This window comes from Candidatus Villigracilis proximus, assembly GCF_016717045.1.
Taxonomy (GTDB): Bacteria; Chloroflexota; Anaerolineae; order Anaerolineales; family Villigracilaceae; genus Villigracilis; species Villigracilis proximus.
The window spans coordinates 122,395-140,757 of record NZ_JADJUO010000002.1; the positions used below are offsets into that span (position 1 = coordinate 122,395).

An 18,363-nucleotide genomic window follows, 5' to 3' on the forward strand; every position below is an offset into this window, starting at 1 on the left:
TTCGGGCATAGGATTTGCCGCCGCCGTTTGGAAGCGGATTCGGACGAAGTAAATGCCGCGCTTAAGTAGTATTTTCATCCGCGCTTCGCTGGTCTATCTTGTGCTGGGGTTTACCTTCGGCAGTCTCATCCTTGCCCAAAAAGGTGTTCCCTTTGCCCCATTCATTTGGGCTCTGCTCCCGATTCACATCGAATTTCTGATATTAGGCTGGCTGACTCAACTGGCGCTGGGCGTTGCATTTTGGATTCTGCCGCGTCTCACTAGCAACACGCCCCGCGGAGATGAGCGCTGGAGTTGGGCGACATTCGCGCTGGTCAACCTTGGCATTGCAGTCAACATTGCAGCCCCTTACGCGGGATTTATCTGGCTGGGACTGTTGGCGCGGATTTTGCAAGCGGCTGGAGTCGCCGCATTTGCCATTGGCAACTGGCAACGCATCTACCCTCTAAAATTTTCGTTTTCAGCCAGACAATGAACATCTGGGAGTGTCTAAAAACTCTTACCCCAGAGCACGCTACAGGGGGAGCAAATCAACCTGCGCAAACCCTATTTGCGCTAGCGCAAAGACAGCACGGGGGAAAAATGATATTCTTTGTTCATCATGAAAGATGATTTTGACCTTTCTGAAATAAGCGTGGAAAGTTTTCTAAAGTCCACTCCCAAGGCTGTCAGGTTTTTTATTGGCAGGCATGCCACCTGCATAGGGTGTGGTTTCGCGCGCTTTTGCACGTTGAAAGATGTCGTCAACATCTATCAACTTGATGAAAAGTTATTTCTCGAAGAACTCGCCAAAATCGCCATTCAAAAATATTAATATGGAGAGCAAAATGAAATCATTCACGAAATTTCTACTATTGACCGTCGTATTGACAGCTTTCATTGCAGCCTGTGCAAGTAAAGACTCCCAGCTTACAAGCAAGGAATATGTACTCACCACTGAAATAAGAGACGGTAACTTGATCTTTCTAGGCGTCAGCGATGAGATTAACGGCATCGCAAATCCCACTCTAAGCGCCGGCCCTGGCGAAACAATTACAGTGACTCTGATCAACGGCGGCATGGGCCAGCATGATATCACCTTCCCTGAAGTCAAAGCCCGCACAGAAGTGGTCAAAGAAAAGGGCGAGGAAACATCGGTTACATTTACCGTGTCAAATACTCACGGAGAAATGGAATATTATGACAGCGTAGCCAACCATGCCGAATTGGGCATGAGAGGCATCTTGCTTGTTAGCATGGCAGGGGAAGCCTCTGCTCCCTCAACGCAAAGTTCTACACAAAGTTCTGGACAGAACTCTGCCGATCCGCAGGTGATTGCCGCATTCCAAAAAGGTACATGTGGAAGCTGCCATGTCATCCCGGGCATCCCCAATGCCGCAGGCGTGATCGCGCCTGATCTTTCAAACGTGCATCTTGCTGCTCTAAAATACTTTGACGGCGGCTCATACTCAGGTGAGGCGACCACTGCCGAGGAATACATCCACGAATCGATTCTCGATCCCAATTTGTTTGTTGCGCCCAAATGCCCCACTGGCGCATGTGCTCCCAACATTATGCCTGCCACATTGAAAGACTCGTTGACAACTGACGAAATTAATTTAATTGTCAAATATCTCGATGGGCTTCCCTCTGGTGCATATGGCACTGGTGACGCAGCAGCCGAAACCGCGCCCGTTGCCGCGCAAGCTCCTGCCACTGGCGCAGACATTGTCCGCGACCCAACCGACCTGCCCGCCCCGCTCGAAATCCGCGAACCGACCACCGTCCGCATTGACCTGGAAGCTGTGGAAGTGGAAGGTCAACTCGCTGATGGAACCACCTTCACCTATTGGACGTTCAACGGCGCAGTCCCCGGACCCTTCTTCCGCGTGAGACTGGGTGACACCATCGAAGTCCACATGACCAACAACACCTCCAGCAGCATGAATCACTCTGTTGACTTCCACGCAGTCACAGGTCCAGGCGGCGGCGCAGTCATGACCCAAACCCAACCCGGACAGGAAAGCGTCTTCACCGCAAAAGCGCTCAACGTCGGACTCTTCGTTTACCATTGCGCCACCCCAATGGTTGCGCATCACATCTCGAACGGCATGTATGGCCTCATCCTCGTTGAGCCTGAAGGCGGCTTGCCCCCAGTTGACCGCGAGTTCTACGTCATGCAAGGCGACATTTACACAACGGGCGCATTCGGCGAACAAGGCCAGCAAACGACAGACATCACCAAAATGCTCGACGAAGACCCTGAGTATGTTGTCTTCAACGGCGCAGTAGGCTCGCTCACTACACAGAAACCGCTCAAAGCAAATGTAGGAGAAACCGTGCGCATCTTCTTCGGTGTGGGTGGACCCAATCTCACATCCTCATTCCACGTCATCGGTGAAATCTTCGATAGAGTGTACGACCAGGCATCGCTCACAAGCGCGCCTCTCACCGACGTACAAACCACCATTGTCCCACCCGGCGGCGCAACCATGGTTGAATTCGATCTTGAAGTCCCTGGCAACTACATTCTTGTTGACCATGCTCTCGCACGTCTCCAACGCGGGTTGGCTGGTTACCTGATCGTCGAAGGACCAGACGCCCCCGAAATCTTCCTCGGCACCCCCTCCGCTGGGAGCGGTCACTAAAATCAATAGACAAGCTCGCTGAACCTAAAACACACAAAAATGACCTGCCACATACCGAGCAGGTCATTTTTATGTCAGGATTGAATGGGAAAAAACCGACCAAGTCGCGGCATCATGCACGTGGAAAGAGCAAAGTTAAGCATATCAAAAAGGAGCTATTATGTCTGACCCAACGTCCCAAATTTATTTCGTAAATGTAAAAGAAAAGCTGTTTTGCAACTGATGGTCCTAGGCCACAATTTCTGATTGACACACCGCAATTCAAGGCATTGGTTGTTGGGTTGGAAGCAGGTGGAAAAATTCCTGTTCACCCTGGTGAGACGGCGATGTATCATTTTCTCGAAGGTACAGGGATAATGACCATTGGCGACGAGTCTTTCGAGATCAACCCAGGCGTGACGGTTGTCGTACCGAGCGGCGTGCGGCGCGGCATGAATGCAAAGACTCGGGTTATCTTTTTGGGGTCCAAAGGAGAATCGTAGCTCCAGCTGAGGCGATTCCTCTATTATCTTTAATCCTCATCATACAGATGGGATTAGAAAAAATATAAACGGACTCTGAATAATTGTTTCAGAGTCCGTTTATTATGATCACAAGTTATTTCCCTCAAAATGAGGAGACCGGACAATATCCTCCACCGTGTCAAATCCATTCGTCATAAGCTACGAGTTAGATCACATTCCTATTAGCCGCCAATCCCTTCAACAGTGCGCCGACAACGTACGCTACACCCGCCGCCAGCCCACCGACGATAAGCATTTCCAGGCCGCTGCGAATGGGGTTAAGTTTGGTTACCAGTACTTTTGATGCGCCCAGCCCAAAAGAGCCAGCGCAGATAGCGCGATGGAGATGGGGAAAGCCGCTTCTGATGAAATTGGAAAGCCAGCCCAAGTAGATAAACGATCAATGGCACCGCGCCTGCGATGATGAATGAGATAAACGTCACCAGCCCATTGGTGAGGGGATTGCTCTCGTCTTCCATCATTCCCAATTCATCCAACATCATGGCTTTCACCCAGCGCTTTGGCTCACGGCTTTGGATTTGCACTAATTGGTGTGCTTCATCCTCCGTGTAACCACGTTTGAGATAGACCTCGATTAACTCGGATCGCTCGCCATCGGGAAAGTGTTCCACTTCCCAAGCCTCACGCTCCCACTCCTTGCGATAATATTCCTGTTCACTTTTGGTCGACAGGTACGCACCTGTTGCCATTGAAAAACCGTCTGCGAAAAGGTTAGCCAACCCGAGGATGAGAATGACAGGCGTACCCAATTGCGCGCCCACCACGCCGCTCACCACTGCAAATGTGGTGATGATTCCGTCCAACCCACCGTAAACCATTTCGCCGAGATACTGGCTCTCTGCGCCGCCATGTTCCTCTGACGCTTGTGAGATGGCTTTGTGCGCGTGCGCACGCGCCGAAGCCTGCTTGTCGCCGTGTTCAAAAGCCTTGCGTGCCTCTTCGAGTCGTTTGGATGGTCCTGTCATTTTATTGATCTCCTGTTTTTTTCTTTACACCACATGTGTGACAGCAGGTTGTGCTGTAGTAGGAATTGGTGATACAGTGCTGCTTCAATAGGCAGCATAATCAGGAGCGCCTGCCCTGTCAAAGATAATGGGCAATAAGCCTACCTGTAAAGAAACCGATATGCTACTGACGGCCATGAGAAACACAAGCATATAGAACAAGTCATGGGCTACCTTGCCAATCCAATCCAAAAATGCATTACCCGCTGTGCAATGATCTGACTTGTACGTTCTTCCGTTTCCATTTTGTCCAGTATGGCAACATCCATAGATATGCGCCGCTGATTGCCATGATAATCATGAGCATCGCCTGTATACGCTGAGCATTATCACCCAAAGGTGTTCCGCGCGTGAAGATGACAGTCAACAGTAATGCAATGAAAGGCAGAACAAGCCAGCGGTGAAACTTGCGCAACCATTTATTTAGAAATTTGTTCATAGTTTTATCCTCATTTGATCTGATTATCTTAACATATACCAGAGTAGTTTGAATTAAATATGTTTCACTCATAGCGCAACGCTTCAATGGGCTTCAAGCCTGCGGCATGATTAGCCGGGTAAATGCCGAAGAACAATCCCACGGCCACTGAGAAACTGACCGCCAGAATAACAGATTGAGATGTGACGACAGCGCTGGTCACCCCTGAAGCATTTACCAGCAAGGCAATGCCCACGCCAACGGCAATGCCGATTGCGCCTCCTGCCAGGCTTAGGATGATCGCCTCCAACAGGAACTGGGTCAGGATATCCACCTTGCGTGCGCCCATGGCTTTACGTAATCCGATCTCGCGCGTGCGTTCCGTCACCGAGACCAGCATGATATTCATGATGCCAATTCCGCCGACCAGCAGACTGATGGCAGCAATCGCACCCAAAAATACCACCAGAATATTAGTGACCTGCGTGAGGGTTGCCAGCAAATCAGCCTGGCTGACCACGCTGAAATCGCCTTCCTCACCAGATTTGAAACCGTGCCGTCGTAGGAGCAGGGTATTGATCTGATTGGTAATCGCATCCACACGCTCTTCATTTCCGACCACAACGTTCACCGAAGTAACAACAGATTCTCCCTGCGCGTTACGTCCATCAAAAATTTTGGTCTGTGCGGTGGTGATGGGAACGATGATGGCGTTATCGGGATCGCTAAAGCGTGAACCACCCTGAGGGACAGAATCCCCACCACGGTCAGCGAGACGCGCCCGCCCGCAGCGCCGGCATCGAGACTTTAATTTTCTGTCCAATTGGGTCGAAGCCACCGAACAGGTCGCTCGCGGCAGTGCTTCCTAAAACAGCCACTGTCTCACGTCCACTCACATCTCCTTCGGTGATAAAACGTCCACGACTGATTTTCCATGCCAAAAGCTGTGAGATATTCAGGAGTGGTGCCGGTGACTTTGGTGTTTATATTGGCAGAACCAAAGATCACTTGTGTATTGCCTGTAAACTCCGGCGCAACAATGGTTGCATCCGGTACGTTGCGCGGATCTGCGATGGCTTGTGCATCAGCGTAGGTCAGGCTGGCAGCGCTTCCGCTCGGAGCTTGCACTCCGCCCATTTGAAACGAGCCAGGCGCGACAAAGAGCAGGTTCGATCCAGCCCCGCTAATTGAGCCGCATTACTTTCCTGTACGCCCTGTCCAATGGAAAGCAGGGCAATGACTGCCGCTACGCCGATGATAACTCCCAGCATGGTCAACCCGGAGCGCATTTTGTTGGCGTTCAAACCATTCCACGCCGTTATTAAACTTTCAATCCAGTCCATTATGCGACTCCTTGTTGCTGCGGTTCTGCAATCAGCCCATCCTGAAAGTAGATGACACGCTGCGCCTCGGGCGGCGACCTTGGGATCATGGGTTACCATCACCGCCGTCAGTCCCTGTTCGCGGTGCAGGCGATGCAAGATTTCCATCACCTCCGCGCCGGACTTTGAATCCAGGTTGCGAGTTGGTTCGTCAGCCAGCAAAATGGACGGTTGTTGTGCCACTGCACGGGCAATCGCCACGCGCTGTTGCTGTCCGCCGGAAAGTTCGATGGGAAGATGGCGCATGCGATCTCCCAATCCAACCAGTTCCAACATTTCGCGCGCGCGTTTGGCACGATCGCCCGCGCGGCAGGCGCTTATCACCGCGCTGGTATTGCAGGGGTAACAGCACCTGTTGAAGTGCATTTACACGTGAGAGCAAGTTGAAACTTTGGAAGACAAAGCCAATCTCGCGGTTGCGGACGGAGGCAAGTTGGGAGTCATCCATGCCGCTCACTTCTACGCTATTCAGCCAGTACTCGCCGGCGGTGGGCGAATCCAGGCAGCCGATGATGTGCATCAGCGTGGATTTACCCGAGCCAGATGGTCCGGTAATCGCCACCCATTCGCCTTTGGCGATCTCAAGCGAGACGCCGCCCAGTGCATGGACTTCCGCATCGCCCATCCCATACACTTTGGTCATGTTTTGAATTGCGATCATCTCATTTTCCCCCACTAAAAATGGGATTGTGCATTAACTGGGTGTCTTGGACGGGATTGGCATACACCGTTACCACATCCCCTTCTTCAATACCACTCAGGATTTCAATCTGCGTATCGGTGATCAAGCCCATCGTCACCGCACACGCTTTGTTCAGATACAGTCACTCGCGTGAGGTAAGCCTGCCCACCCTCCGTTTCGACTGCACGGAAGGGAACGACCAATGTGTCCCTGCGTTCCTCGAAGGTGAACATGACATTCACGGTCATGCCGGAGCGCAGAGGAAGATCGGTTGGATCGATGCGAACTGTAACAGGATAAAGAACCACACCCGACTGGACATCGGCGGTTGGCGCAATCTTGATCACCTCGCCGCTCACTTCCATGCCGGGGAAGGCATCCACTATGACGACAACCGTCATACCCGCCTCAATTCGCGCTACATCGGTTTCATCCAGGTTGACATCAACATCCAGGTTTGCAAGATCGCTCAAGATAATGACTGCTTGACCGCTATTTGCCATTTCGCCCGACTCGACAAACAATGTCGTGACGTTACCATTAATGGGCGCCTTCAGTGTAGCTTGCTCCAGCCGCCATTCCGCCTGTTGCAGGGAAACTTGCGCCTGTTCCAGTTTGGCTTTGGATCTTTTCACTTGAACAGATTCTTCGTAGTAATCCTCCCGCATGTCTGAAAGATCATACTCTGCGATGGACACCGAGATGCGCCTGTTCCACCTGCCATTCCAAATCCTGTATATCTAACTGCAGGAGGAGTTGCCCTGCTTCCACTTGCTCTCCCTCAGTTACAAGCGTTTCCGCCACCCGTCCGCCTGTTGTGAATGCCAGTCCAATTTCAGCACGCGGCACAATACTACCGAGGCATCCACCGTCATGGATAGATCGCTGCGTTCAACGACTGCGGTTTCTGTCGCAGATGATTCGACTGCCGCCGCTTTTTTTGCGGCAACCTGACGATAAGCCATAAAACCCAGCACAGCGATCACGACGACGATGGAAACGGTCAAAATATTTTTCTTGTTCATGAGTTTTTCCTTTTAATCCAGATGAGTCTTGTCATTATAGAAGGGTGTTCCATTTTCCCGTCCGACTTTTGTCGGAAAAAACCATCCAAATGGCGCGGGATCCTCCATTGAGTCAAGGCGTCGAGAATTTCGTCTGGCAGGTCTGCAAAATGCCGCACAGCCGCGTCATCCGTGAGTTGACAAAGGGGCGTTGATAGAGGGGAAACAACATATCCGCATTTTGACCACATAGGTTGGGCGGAGCCGGCAATGATTCAGGGCAAATAACAATCGGGTTCAGAAACCCGACAAAAGTCGGGACAGGAAGCGGGGGAAAAGGATAAAGTCAGGCATATCAAAAAGGAGTCCATATGCCTGACATCTATTTCACAGACACAAAATCCAAAGCAGTCTTTTCGACAGAAGGTCCGAAGCCGCAATTCCTGATCAACACGCCGCAGTTCAAGGCGCTGGTCGTGGGGCTGGAAGCGGGCGGACAAATTCCCGTTCATCCTGGCGAGGCGGCAATGTATCACTTTCTCGAAGGCGAGGGACTGATGACCGTTGACGATGAAGCCTTCGCCATCAAACCTGGCGTGACGGTGGTGGTGCCGAGCGGCGCGAAACGCGGCATGAATGCAAAAACCCGCGTTGTCTTTCTCGGTTCGAAAGGGGAGAAATAACATGATGCAAGATTCGCCCAAACGTTATCACCCCTTGCAAGTCACATTGCATTGGCTAACCGTTGCCCTCGTCTTCGCGGCGTTCATCTTCGGTAAATATTCCAGTTTCCTTCCGAACGACGCAAGCGAAATCGCGCCGCTTCGGATTCACATGTTGTTGGGCATTACTATGCTGCTCGTGATCATCGTCCGCTTCATAACACGGATGAAAGTCCCGCGTCCCGCCTACGCATCAACAGGGAACGCCTTCCTTGACGGGTTCGGCAAGTTCGTGCATTACGCCCTGTACCTGCTGGTCTTTTTGATGTCGGTCAGCGGAATGTCCCTTTCCCTGCAAGCAGGACTTCCCTCCATCGTTTTCTTCGGATCGGGCACACCCTTGCCCGCAGACTTCTTTGACTTTGCCGCGCGTATGTTACACGGCTTCATCGCACCCGCGCTGTTCCTGCTCATCCTTCTGCATGTTGGCGCAGCGTTCTATCACCAATTTGCGCTCAAGGATAATTTACTGTCGCGCATGTGGTACGGAAAAGGATAACCCACCGATGAAACAAACTTTATTGGTCGCAGTTCTGACTCTGCTTATCACTGCCTGCGGCGCGCAGGGTAATGAAACAAATCCAGGCATGGGCATGAATAACGACGGCATGATGACGCGCCACCATGCTGAAATCCCAGCGGAATATGCGGGCTTGAAGAATCCAATCCCTGCTGATGAGGAATCTCTTGAACGCGGCGCGACGCTTTACACAACGAACTGCGCCAGTTGTCACGGTGACGGCGGCATGGGCGATGGACCTGCTGGTTCGGCGCTCGTCCCTGCTCCTGCGGCAGTGGCACACACCAGCCAAATGATGGCGGATGATTATCTGTTCTGGCGCCTCAGCGAGGGCGGCACACCTTTCGCCACATCCATGCCTCCCTGGAAAGTTTTGGATGAACAAGCGCGCTGGGACATGGTCAATTACATGCGCGCACTTGGCGCAGGGACGGTGAATCCGGCCGTCGGTATGGGCGGAGAAGCGTATGATCCCGCCGTGCCAGCCGCGCACCAAGCTGAGATGCTCGCGCAGGCTGTGGATCAGGGTCGTTACGCAGGGAAGAAGCAGACACCTTTAAACTCGTCCACGATGCAGTGGAGCAATATCGAACCGAACATCCTGAAATCATGAACAGCGGGAAGAACGCCACCGAGCGCGAAGCGACGATCCTTTCTGCGCTGGTGGATGAAAACATCATCACACAAACTCAGGCAGATGCGTTTCAAGATATTCATGATCGACTCGGAACTTCAGGCTTGATGCCGTAAATAAAGACATCGTCCCGAGGTTTAAATGGCAACCAGACTCAAGCCTCAAACCTTCGGGATGTTCTACACAAGGAAAATAAAATGCCTATCCCATATCTTCTCACTACATTGTTGTTCACATTGGTCGCCATGTTCATCGCGGCGGATGCGTCACTCGTCAGCGTGAACTTGATCGGAGCCTTCCCTGCGTTGCGTTGGGTACGCGTGCATTTCATCACGCTGGGGATTCTCTCACAGGTGATCTTCGGCTTGCTCCCCCTGCTCATCGCTTCACTCTCAAAAAAACCAAAGCCTGCCATGCGTTGGGACATCTGGCTGACTCTTAACGTCGGCTTCATTGCCCTCGTGGCTGGCTTCGCTGGAGTGAACCAACCGATGATCTTCGCGGGCGGCACGCTTATTTTCATCTCCGCCACATTACTGCTCCTCCAACTCTGGAACGTACGCGGCGGCGATGCACCTGAAAGCCTCAAGTTTTACATCACGGGTATGTTCTATCTGCTCGTGGGCATCATCATCGGCACGGGTCTCTGGCTCAACTGGAGCGAAGCGCTCTACATCAAAGTTCCGCTCGAAGCGCACATCCACGCCAATTCGTGGGGATTTATGTCGCTGGTCTTCGCGGGTCTGCTCGTGGACTTCGTCCCGATGATCACGGGTCGCCCGCTCAGTTCAACAAAAAATGTTTCACTTATTTATTGGGGCATGACTCTCGGCGCGTTCGGTCTCGTACTGGGACCGTGGCTCGGCGGCAGTCTACCTCCCACCGTTTCAGGTTTGATCTTGCATTTGAGTTCAACGATCTGGATGGTGGTCTTGCTGATCAAAGCCTTCAAGCAAAGCAGCAAGTTGAACAGCGCAGGCGCATGGCATTTGGTCTCTTCATATGTGTGGATCATCGCCCCGATCGGGATGGCTCCGTTTATCATGTTTGGAATCGTTGAAGGCGCGCCCATTGAACAAACAGCGCCTCAAGCCTTAATTTATGGCTGGGTACTGCAATTTGGCATTGCCCTCATCCCGTACATTGCCCGCCGATTCTTCCTCAAGGATGAGACTCTACAACTCGGCGGAAGTTGGTTGAGTCTGGCATCTGCCACAGCGGGGAGTCTGTTTGTGTGGGCAAGCATCTTCATCGTCCCAGCCAGAGGCGTATTGTATGGAATCGGATTCGCGTTGTTTGCCATCGCCTTGATCCATCCATTAAAAGAACTCGTTGAAATCGCGCGGACGGGTTTGCAAAAGATCGAAGCATCGTAATCATGGAAATCACAAAAGATACGCGTGTATCCGCCATCCTTGAAGAATACGGCGACATCGCCGATGTGATGGAAGTATTTGGCATCAAGCGTGTGGGGCGCTATTCCCTGAGAATGCTTGCCGCAAAAGCAGTCACCGTTGAATGGGCGGCGCGCATCCATCGTGTGCCACTTGCAGAATTTCTTGATATTCTGCATCAGCAACGACAAAAAAAAGTCTATTGAGACTTAAAGGAATATGCCAATGAACATGTCACTGAATCAAATCGCGTCCATTCTCGCTTTTATCATCGGAATCATGTCCATCGTCGCGGGCGGAAAAGCCATGCAGGGTTGGAACCCTGGTTATTCCGTTCTCACGTGGCTTCCTGTATACAATTTCGTAATGGGCATTCTCGCTCTCATCCCCGCTGTTTTGATTTGGATAAATCACCGTTACGCAATGATCACATCCATTGCAACTTTCGGCATCCATGCGCTTGTGTTGTTGATTCTCTTCACCGCCTTTCGCAACGCAGTTGCATACCAAAGTCTCGCCGCCATGATGTTTCGCATGATCACCTGGGTTGCGATCCTCATGCTGATGTACTTTCAGGCGCGGAAAGAAATATAACTATGCCATTGCTCAAGCGGATATGAGTTACCCATTGGATGAATGGCAATTCATATCCGCTCTTGAAGCAATCAAGTTGACCCCTCAACTCAACTACTTGGTTTTCCCAATAATAACGCTCCACACTTCTGGACCCTTCTCCACATAATCCCACGTGAACTGATCCGCGCGCTCCGCCTGGAATTGATAATACAAAGGTTTGGGGTCATGATCGTTGACGAGTAGGAAGTTCTCGCCTGGTTGCAACGATTCAAATGTTTCGAAAATGCGTTGGTGACGATACATGGGTGCAAGCGTACGCACGTCAACAGTCGTCCTGGGTGTATTTGTGGTGGATTGTAAATCGCTCATTCTAATGCTCCTGTTTCAATTGGTTTGTGATTTGACGTCAATTTTCCGTTCGTTCACTTGATGAATGAACGGAAAATTGCATCTTTATAAATCAATCCTATCAAGAGATCGTAACCCTTCTTTGTGCTAGAGCAAACAGAGATGCCCTTATTCACGGTTATGAATGTCTATTGGGAGGAAGTTTACAAACGAAAATATGTATATCCAGCACAAGGCCGGCATAATGTAGTTCCTTCGTGCATCACTTCCCGCTGATTGATGATCTCCTCGCCACAGATCTCACAAGATGCGCGCCTCCCTGCCTGACCAACGATCTGTTTCACAGGAACAGTCAACTGCACCCGTTGCCAGTGAAATAGCAATTCATCGGGGATGTATTTATAACCGATGAGCTGTGCTTCCCACTTATTGCGAGCAGACGGAGCATATTCCCATGCTTGTTCGCGGGCGCTTGCTCGTGGCACAACTCGAATGGCTTGTTCGGTGAGCGTATCCACAAACGTGACGGCGGTTTTGCCGTAATCTTCGATGCGCAGGGTGCGCCTGCCGACGTAACAACCCGTTGCGGCGGAGACTCCGTCCACGAAACAGCCGTCTGTTTCAGAGATGGCTAGGAGACGTTTGTCAGATTGAGGCAAAGGAATCTCGAGCAGGCGCCCAGCCAAAAGTCCGATACGAACGCCGAGTACTTGTCGAGGACAAATTTTGTGATGATGAGTCGCGCTGAGAGTCAGCAGGTCGTCAAGTTCGGGTATAGAAATCGGGGAAATTTCCACAATTCACCTATTCAGTTAACTGCTCAGACGGGGTCAGATGCCACATCATGGAAATCCAGTTGATTCTCCAATGCAGGGGAAGCTTTTTGTAACAGGCTCATCACCGTGATGTGTAACCAGCCAAAGCTGACTGCGGTGATCACGAACATGAGGAAGAATGTGGATTGAGGAATGAACGTCCATTTTTGAAAAGCGGCGAACATGGGCGGCAGGAAGAACCCACCGAGCGCGCCCAACATGCCGACCAACCCACCGACTGCGCCGACATCTTTCGGAAAATATTCGGGGATATATTTGTACACGGCGGCTTTGCCAACGCCCATGCAGATGCCGACGATGAACACCCAAAAGGTGAACCATGTGACGCCCATCGAAAATGCGAACGCTTCACGTTGACCGCTGGGGTCAACACTGGTTGGAACATCGAGAACGATTTTTGCGCTGGGCAGGGAGAGGAAGAAGCATGCTGCCAACATCACACCGAAGACCCAATACATCATGCGCCGTGCACCAAATTTATCTGAGAGGTAGCCTCCTAATGGTCGCAAGAGGCTTGCGGGGAAAATGAACAACGCAGTCAACAATGCGGCGTGTTTCAATTCCAATCCGTATACGTCCACATAATATTTGGGGAGCCAGACCGAAAGCGCAACGTATGCGCCGAACACCACCACATAATACAAACTGAATCGCCAGACACGAACGTACTTCAACGGCTTAAGCATTTCTTTCATCGGGCGATCTGCGCCAGGTTTGATATCCTGTTTCGGCGTGAAGACCCAGATGGCGACGGCGGTGATGCTCAATAGGATGCAATACATAAAGGGGACGAAACGCCACCCACCTGGGATGAATCCACCTGCCAAGCCTGCCGCTGGAACGATGGCGATCAACGCGGGACCGATTAACTTGGTTACTGATGCCCCAACATTTCCCGCGCCGAAGACTCCCAGCGCAAATCCTTTTTGATGAGAGGGATACCACGCCGAGTTCCATGAAATGCCAATCGAGAAGGCATTACCTGCCATGCCAACGAAGAATGCCCAGATCATTAACTCGTTGTAGGTGTCAGCTTGACTGACCATGTAGGATGGAATGATGGTCGCCAAGACCAATAGCGTGAAGACGATGCGTCCGCCGAAGCGATCGGCGAGAATGCCAAACAGCAAACGCCATAACGAACCGTTCAAGATGGCAATGGCGGCGAGCCAGGCTTAACTTGCACGTCGGTCAATCCAAATTCCTTGCGGATCGGGATTCCCAACACGCCAAACATCAACCAGACGGCGAACATCAATGTAAAGCCGATGGTGGAAAGCATTAAGACGCTGGTTTTATTTTTTTGATTTGTATTTTCTGCGGTCATTAATATATGTCTCTTTCAAAAATGAATGGGAATCCGAAAGTTCTACTTTCGGTGTTTCCTGAAGTAGAACTTCAGGAGTCCGCAATCAATTAGGATGGTTTTTCACAACCTTTGCGAGTGTAGTACCACCAGTTGATGGCGGTGGCGATGACGAAGAAAACTACGGTGCCGTAGAAAAATGGCAGCGGGGAACCTGTGTTCGTGATCGAAGAACCGATCAGCGTGGAGAAGATGAACGGTCCATACGCCGCAATTGCCGCTGTCCAGCCGATGACGCCTGCGCTTTGACGGGGCGAGTCAGCGAAGATGATGGGATATTGTCTGAAGGTAGCGGCGTTGCCGATACCTGTGAAGAGGAACAGGAACAACATAAAGGCGACGAAGAGCGTGAACTGATCCAATGAAGTCGGTGTAAACAAACCGAGGAACGCCATCGCCAGTGTGCCGATAATCAAGGCGATGCCTGTGATGTGTGTCAGAATGGCGCCGCCGTATTTGTCAGCAACGGGACCAAACACAATGCGAGCCAGTGAACCGATCAACGGACCGAGGAATGCGTATTTCAATGGGTCGGGTGCGCCTTCAAAAGACCCATAGAGTGATTTAATCAACAGGGGAAAAGCAGCAGACAATCCTGAGAAAGAACCGAAGGTCATCACATAGGTGATCATCGTACAGAACCACGTATGCTTCATCCCGAAAATATCCATCTGTTCTTTGAAAGAGGCTTTGATGGGCACGCTCTTCAAATACATCCATGCCAGAACACCCATGATGATAAGGAAGGGCACATAAACGAAAGCCGCATTCTGGAGCCAGATGGGTTTGGCCACGTCTTTGACGGTCATGGTTTTGCGAGCCGCCTGCCAGCCGGCCGCAAAGCCGATGATCCACGGGGTTAGGGAATTGCGTGAGGCTGACGCCGAAGTTGCCGATGCCCGCTTGAATGCCGAGCGCGGTACCTTGTAATTTTTTCGGGAAGAAGAAACGGGTGCTGGGCATGTAGGAGGAGAAGTCGCCGCCGCCGAAGCCCGCTGAAAAAGCCAGCACCATGAACAACCAGAACGGCGTGTTGGGATTCATCACTGCCAGACCGATGCCAACACAGGGAATCAACTTCAGGAACGTGGTGATGGTGATGACATGACGCGAGCCATATATTGGGATGAGGAACGTGTGCAGGATGCGGAACGTGCCGCCCGCCAGCCCAGGCATTGCCGCCAGCCAGAATAATTGCATCGTGCTGAATTTGATCCGATCTGCGGCATACGCACGACGATACCGCTCATCATGAACCATGAGGCAAAGGACAGAGTCAGCGCCAGCGTTGTGATGGTCAGTGTGCGCCAGGCGATCTTACTGCCTGTCTCTTTCCAGAATTCGGGATTTTCAGGTTCCCATTTGGTAAGCCAGGTGTTGTTCATTCGTGATTGTCTCCGTGAGATGAGTTGACTTGCGGGAGTGTCAAAAGGATGGGGCAAGGAATTTCGGCCCCAGAAAACTCTTTAGGAGTTCAAAAAAAAAAAATCTAAAAAATCTGTGGCGGCTCTGGGCCTGAGGCCGCAGGCACACGTGTGGCTAAGCCCACGACATTACACCTAATTTACGAACTGGCTTTCCGCCGAGTCCAAATGACGAGTTGGAAGCGCCGCCACAGGTATGAGAGTGGGAAGGTTGCGATATGCACCAGTCTGCTGAACGGCATCAGCGCGAATAACAGGAAGCCCGTGAGGAAATGGAATTTATGCGCAAGCGGCATGGCTGTGACATATTGCGGTGCAGGTTGGAAAAAAGCCAGCGAGTTCATCCAGGGTGTGGCGGTATGCAGGAACCAGGTCGCGCCCCAGCGATAGGCAAAGGCAAGCACGAGTCCAAAGAAAACCTGCCCGAACAACAAACTCAAGATGATCCAGTCCACGGGCGTGGTGACAGCTCGAATTTTGGAATTGGTAAGCCGCCGATAGAGCATGATGCCTGCGCCCACCAAAGCCATGATGCCCAAAACCTTTGCCAGCCAGTTCAGAGAGATAAAGCAATTCGGGCGTGCTGTGCAAAGCCGCCATCACTTTTGGAATGGCAAAGCCTGCCAGGTGGATGAACGTGGTCGGAAGGATGCCGTAGTGCCAGAGTGTGGAGCCCCAAAACTGCAAGTCGTTTTCGAGGAACTGTGAAGACAGACTCGTGAATGAATATTGATTGGTCAGGTAACGATAGATCGTCCCGACGATCCCGATGGCAAGCGCCACATAAGGGAATACGACAAAAAGTAGAATATCAGTCATGACTCAATTCCTTTTCAGGGGTGCGGACAAGAAACAGTTGAAGCGCCGAGAGAAGCCCAAAGTATGGGTTCTCGGATTCCTCACCGAAGACTTTCAACATTTTTTCCAGCGCGGGCATGATGCCATCGTTGATCAACGCCTGACAGAACTCGTCCTGTCGGTTGGTTGCATCTAATCCAATAAAACGCAGGACAACCGCCAGGTTGTCTGGCAATTCCTGCACAGCGGAGTAGCCGACGCCGTGATAGGCTTCGTTCAACTGCGCCATGAAGGCTCCGCGTTTATAACTTTCGCCAAACAACTGATACCCAAGATAGGGATAGCAGACGGGTTGCATGTCGAACGTGGTGGTGAACAGTTCCCGCATCTTTTCCAGGGACAGTTGGTCGAGCTTGCGAACGAATTTTTCCAACGCCTCAGCGGATTCGGGGGAAAGCGGCGTTAGTTGTTCGAGCAATCGTCCTGCCTGCTCTGTCATTTCGGAGGCAGGATATTCCAACAGCGCGGCGAACGAGTCAAATAACAAGGAGGTTGAATCTTTAGACATGGCTTACAAACCTCTCTGCGGACCCTGGCGTTTGCCGAAGCCAGTCTCTGCCTTGCGTTGTTGCGGATCGTGCGTCTCTTCGATGTCGCCTTCGCGGCTGTAGGGCGGGATGACAAACCGTTCCTGATACGTGGGCAGGGATGTCAGGCGATAGATGGCTTCCGCTTCTTCGGCGGTCATGCCCGCTTTGGCGAGCGCGGCGGCGGCTTGTTCGGTCGTCACATCGCCGACAGTTTCAGCGCGTTTGTAGAGACGGACAGCGATCATTTTCTGATAGGACTTGATGACCAGTTCGTCATTCCCTGCCGCCAACGTGCGCGACATGTAGCGGACAGGCACGCGGGCATTCTCCAGTGAACTGAACAGATCGGTTTCCACGCGCTGGGTGCCGTTTTCCTGAGTCGCATTGAGGACGGGCAGAAGCGGAGGCACATAGAACAACATGGGGAGCGTGCGGTATTCGGGATGAAGCGGCAGAGCCAGTTCCCATTCTTTGACGTAACGATACACGGGTGAGTTTTGAGCGGCGGTGATCACACCGTCGGGTATGCCGCTTTCTTTTGCGGCGGCAACAACTTTCGGGTCGTGAGGATCGAGGATCATCTCCCGCTGACGCTGGACGAGTTGCTCATCAGGCACTTTAAGGGCATCGGTAATCTGGTCTGCGTCATACAGCAAGACACCCAGATAACGGATACGTCCGACGCACGAATGGAAACAGGCGGGGGCTTGTCCCGTTTCGAGGCGCGGATAGCACAGGATACATTTTTCCGATTTGCCAGTGGACCAGTTGTAGTAGGTCTTTTTATAAGGGCAAGCCGAGACGCACATGCGCCAGCCGCGACACTTGTCTTGATTGATCAACACCACGCCATCTTCGGCGCGCTTATAGATGGCACCCGATGGACACGCCGCACCACAAGCCGCATTCAAACAATGGTTGCAGATGCGCGGCATGTAAAAGTAAAAGAGTTGTTCGATGGAAAAGAGGCGTTGTTTTTCCTCCGCGCTCATGTTTTTGAGTAGCGGATCATTGATCGCATAAATGTTCGAGCCGCCGAGGTCATCATCCCAGTTGGGACCTGATTCGATATCGATGGGCTTGCCGTCAATACGCGAGATGGGACGCGCCGTCGGCTGGTCGTCGCCGAGCGGAGAGTTGAACAGGTCGCCGTATTTATAAGTCCACGGTTCGTAGTAATCGTCCATCGTGGGCATGGCGGGATTGGAAAACAGATTGCCAAATGTCTGCAAACGGTTTTGGAGTTTTAATTTCAGGGTGGGGTCCTTGGGCTTGTCCTCAAGTTCCCAGCCGCCGTGATATTTTTCCTGGTCTTCCCATTGCGTGGGGAAACCGACGCCAGGTTTTGTCTCCACATTGTTCCACCACATATACTCCGCGCCCTGACGGTCGGTCCAGATGTTTTTACAGGCGACACTGCACGTGTGACAGCCGATACATTTATCGAGATGGAATACCATTGAAACTTGTGATCGAATTTTCATAATGTTATGTCCTTTTTTCACCACAAAGGG

The 18,363-nt window shown here is 51.8% G+C and carries 25 protein-coding genes and 3 pseudogenes; 11 read left to right on the plus strand and 17 right to left on the minus strand.

Annotation, left to right across the window (positions count from 1 at the left end; genetic code table 11):
* Positions 1-52: 52 nt before the first annotated feature.
* The 4 genes from IPL71_RS03885 (at position 53) to IPL71_RS03900 (ending at position 3,109) form a co-directional block, all read left to right on the plus strand.
* Positions 53-475, plus strand: coding sequence for a hypothetical protein (locus IPL71_RS03885; RefSeq protein WP_345319053.1), 423 nt, complete (start codon positions 53-55; stop codon positions 473-475).
* Positions 476-601: 126 nt separating this feature from the next.
* Positions 602-814 carry a hypothetical protein gene (locus tag IPL71_RS03890; protein ID WP_345319054.1) on the plus strand — a complete coding sequence of 71 codons (213 nt, stop codon included), beginning with the start codon at positions 602-604 and terminating at the stop codon, positions 812-814.
* A gap of 13 nt (positions 815-827) precedes the next feature.
* Positions 828-2,627 carry a copper-containing nitrite reductase gene (gene nirK, locus IPL71_RS03895; RefSeq protein WP_345319055.1) on the plus strand — a complete coding sequence of 600 codons (1,800 nt, stop codon included), beginning with the start codon at positions 828-830 and terminating at the stop codon, positions 2,625-2,627.
* A gap of 269 nt (positions 2,628-2,896) precedes the next feature.
* Complete coding sequence (locus IPL71_RS03900; protein ID WP_345319056.1) at positions 2,897-3,109, plus strand: cupin domain-containing protein; 213 nt, start codon at positions 2,897-2,899, stop codon at positions 3,107-3,109.
* A 299-nt stretch (positions 3,110-3,408) separates the two neighbouring features.
* Here IPL71_RS03900 and IPL71_RS03905 read toward each other — a convergent pair whose 3' ends face one another.
* The 9 genes from IPL71_RS03905 to IPL71_RS03940 all read right to left on the minus strand — a co-directional run bounded on the left by IPL71_RS03905 (position 3,409) and on the right by IPL71_RS03940 (position 7,662).
* Entirely contained in the window at positions 3,409-4,116 is a 708-nt protein-coding gene (locus IPL71_RS03905; RefSeq protein ID WP_345319057.1) for a VIT1/CCC1 transporter family protein, read from the minus strand.
* 238 nt (positions 4,117-4,354) lie between these two features.
* Positions 4,355-4,594, minus strand: a complete 240-nt coding sequence (locus IPL71_RS03910; RefSeq protein WP_345319059.1) for a hypothetical protein — start codon at positions 4,592-4,594, stop codon at positions 4,355-4,357.
* Positions 4,595-4,658: 64 nt separating this feature from the next.
* Positions 4,659-5,396: an ABC transporter permease gene (locus IPL71_RS03915; protein ID WP_345319061.1), complete on the minus strand. Its 738-nt coding sequence runs from the start codon at positions 5,394-5,396 to the stop codon at positions 4,659-4,661.
* Positions 5,341-5,469, minus strand: a complete 129-nt coding sequence (locus tag IPL71_RS25755) for an ABC transporter permease (RefSeq protein ID WP_514130734.1) — start codon at positions 5,467-5,469, stop codon at positions 5,341-5,343. The genes IPL71_RS03915 and IPL71_RS25755 overlap by 56 nt, the downstream gene beginning before the upstream one ends.
* Positions 5,456-5,710 (minus strand): ABC transporter permease, encoded by a 255-nt coding sequence (locus IPL71_RS03920; protein WP_345319063.1) that lies wholly within the window; start codon positions 5,708-5,710, stop codon positions 5,456-5,458. Before IPL71_RS03920 ends, IPL71_RS25755 begins: the two co-directional genes overlap by 14 nt.
* A complete protein-coding gene (locus tag IPL71_RS03925; protein ID WP_345319065.1) occupies positions 5,668-6,201 on the minus strand; it encodes an ATP-binding cassette domain-containing protein in 534 nt (177 codons plus the stop codon). The genes IPL71_RS03920 and IPL71_RS03925 overlap by 43 nt, the downstream gene beginning before the upstream one ends.
* Positions 6,107-6,616, minus strand: a complete 510-nt coding sequence (locus IPL71_RS03930) for an ABC transporter ATP-binding protein (protein WP_345319067.1) — start codon at positions 6,614-6,616, stop codon at positions 6,107-6,109. The genes IPL71_RS03925 and IPL71_RS03930 overlap by 95 nt, the downstream gene beginning before the upstream one ends.
* Positions 6,617-6,720: 104 nt before the next feature.
* A complete protein-coding gene (locus IPL71_RS03935; RefSeq protein WP_345319069.1) occupies positions 6,721-7,335 on the minus strand; it encodes an efflux RND transporter periplasmic adaptor subunit in 615 nt (204 codons plus the stop codon).
* Between the two features lie 87 nt (positions 7,336-7,422).
* Positions 7,423-7,662, minus strand: a complete 240-nt coding sequence (locus tag IPL71_RS03940) for a hypothetical protein (protein ID WP_345319071.1) — start codon at positions 7,660-7,662, stop codon at positions 7,423-7,425.
* 350 nt (positions 7,663-8,012) lie between these two features.
* On the opposite strand from IPL71_RS03940, the gene IPL71_RS03945 reads away from it, so the two are divergent.
* The 7 genes from IPL71_RS03945 (at position 8,013) to IPL71_RS03975 (ending at position 11,505) form a co-directional block, all read left to right on the plus strand.
* Positions 8,013-8,324, plus strand: coding sequence for a cupin domain-containing protein (locus tag IPL71_RS03945; protein WP_345319073.1), 312 nt, complete (start codon positions 8,013-8,015; stop codon positions 8,322-8,324).
* 1 nt (position 8,325) lies between these two features.
* Complete coding sequence (locus IPL71_RS03950; RefSeq protein WP_345319075.1) at positions 8,326-8,862, plus strand: cytochrome b; 537 nt, start codon at positions 8,326-8,328, stop codon at positions 8,860-8,862.
* Between the two features lie 7 nt (positions 8,863-8,869).
* Positions 8,870-9,496 carry a c-type cytochrome gene (locus IPL71_RS03955; RefSeq protein WP_345319077.1) on the plus strand — a complete coding sequence of 209 codons (627 nt, stop codon included), beginning with the start codon at positions 8,870-8,872 and terminating at the stop codon, positions 9,494-9,496.
* The gene (locus tag IPL71_RS03960) at positions 9,493-9,633 is read left to right on the plus strand and encodes a hypothetical protein (protein ID WP_345319079.1); all 141 of its coding nucleotides are present in this window, start codon (positions 9,493-9,495) and stop codon (positions 9,631-9,633) included. Before IPL71_RS03955 ends, IPL71_RS03960 begins: the two co-directional genes overlap by 4 nt.
* A gap of 81 nt (positions 9,634-9,714) precedes the next feature.
* Complete coding sequence (locus IPL71_RS03965) at positions 9,715-10,893, plus strand: hypothetical protein (RefSeq protein ID WP_345319081.1); 1,179 nt, start codon at positions 9,715-9,717, stop codon at positions 10,891-10,893.
* Positions 10,894-10,895: 2 nt separating this feature from the next.
* Positions 10,896-11,117: a DUF1858 domain-containing protein gene (locus IPL71_RS03970; protein WP_345319083.1), complete on the plus strand. Its 222-nt coding sequence runs from the start codon at positions 10,896-10,898 to the stop codon at positions 11,115-11,117.
* A gap of 25 nt (positions 11,118-11,142) precedes the next feature.
* Positions 11,143-11,505, plus strand: a complete 363-nt coding sequence (locus IPL71_RS03975) for a hypothetical protein (RefSeq protein ID WP_345319085.1) — start codon at positions 11,143-11,145, stop codon at positions 11,503-11,505.
* A gap of 93 nt (positions 11,506-11,598) precedes the next feature.
* Here IPL71_RS03975 and IPL71_RS03980 read toward each other — a convergent pair whose 3' ends face one another.
* From IPL71_RS03980 to narH, 8 genes and pseudogenes are all read right to left on the minus strand, one after another.
* Positions 11,599-11,856 carry a DUF2249 domain-containing protein gene (locus IPL71_RS03980; protein ID WP_345319087.1) on the minus strand — a complete coding sequence of 86 codons (258 nt, stop codon included), beginning with the start codon at positions 11,854-11,856 and terminating at the stop codon, positions 11,599-11,601.
* A gap of 182 nt (positions 11,857-12,038) precedes the next feature.
* On the minus strand, positions 12,039-12,632 hold the full coding sequence (locus IPL71_RS03985; protein ID WP_345319089.1) for an FmdE family protein: 594 nt from the start codon (positions 12,630-12,632) through the stop codon (positions 12,039-12,041).
* Positions 12,633-12,655: 23 nt separating this feature from the next.
* Positions 12,656-13,998: pseudogene (locus IPL71_RS03990) on the minus strand (MFS transporter).
* A gap of 89 nt (positions 13,999-14,087) precedes the next feature.
* A pseudogene (locus IPL71_RS03995) lies at positions 14,088-15,422 on the minus strand (MFS transporter).
* Positions 15,423-15,601: 179 nt separating this feature from the next.
* Positions 15,602-15,991 carry a respiratory nitrate reductase subunit gamma gene (locus IPL71_RS04000; RefSeq protein WP_345319123.1) on the minus strand — a complete coding sequence of 130 codons (390 nt, stop codon included), beginning with the start codon at positions 15,989-15,991 and terminating at the stop codon, positions 15,602-15,604.
* Between the two features lie 55 nt (positions 15,992-16,046).
* A pseudogene (locus IPL71_RS25760) lies at positions 16,047-16,280 on the minus strand (respiratory nitrate reductase subunit gamma); the annotation flags it as partial.
* Positions 16,273-16,827 (minus strand): nitrate reductase molybdenum cofactor assembly chaperone, encoded by a 555-nt coding sequence (locus IPL71_RS04005; protein WP_345319091.1) that lies wholly within the window; start codon positions 16,825-16,827, stop codon positions 16,273-16,275. The gene IPL71_RS04005 and the pseudogene IPL71_RS25760, both read right to left, overlap by 8 nt.
* A 3-nt stretch (positions 16,828-16,830) precedes the next feature.
* Positions 16,831-18,333: a nitrate reductase subunit beta gene (gene narH / locus IPL71_RS04010; protein WP_345319093.1), complete on the minus strand. Its 1,503-nt coding sequence runs from the start codon at positions 18,331-18,333 to the stop codon at positions 16,831-16,833.
* Positions 18,334-18,363 lie beyond the last annotated feature (30 nt).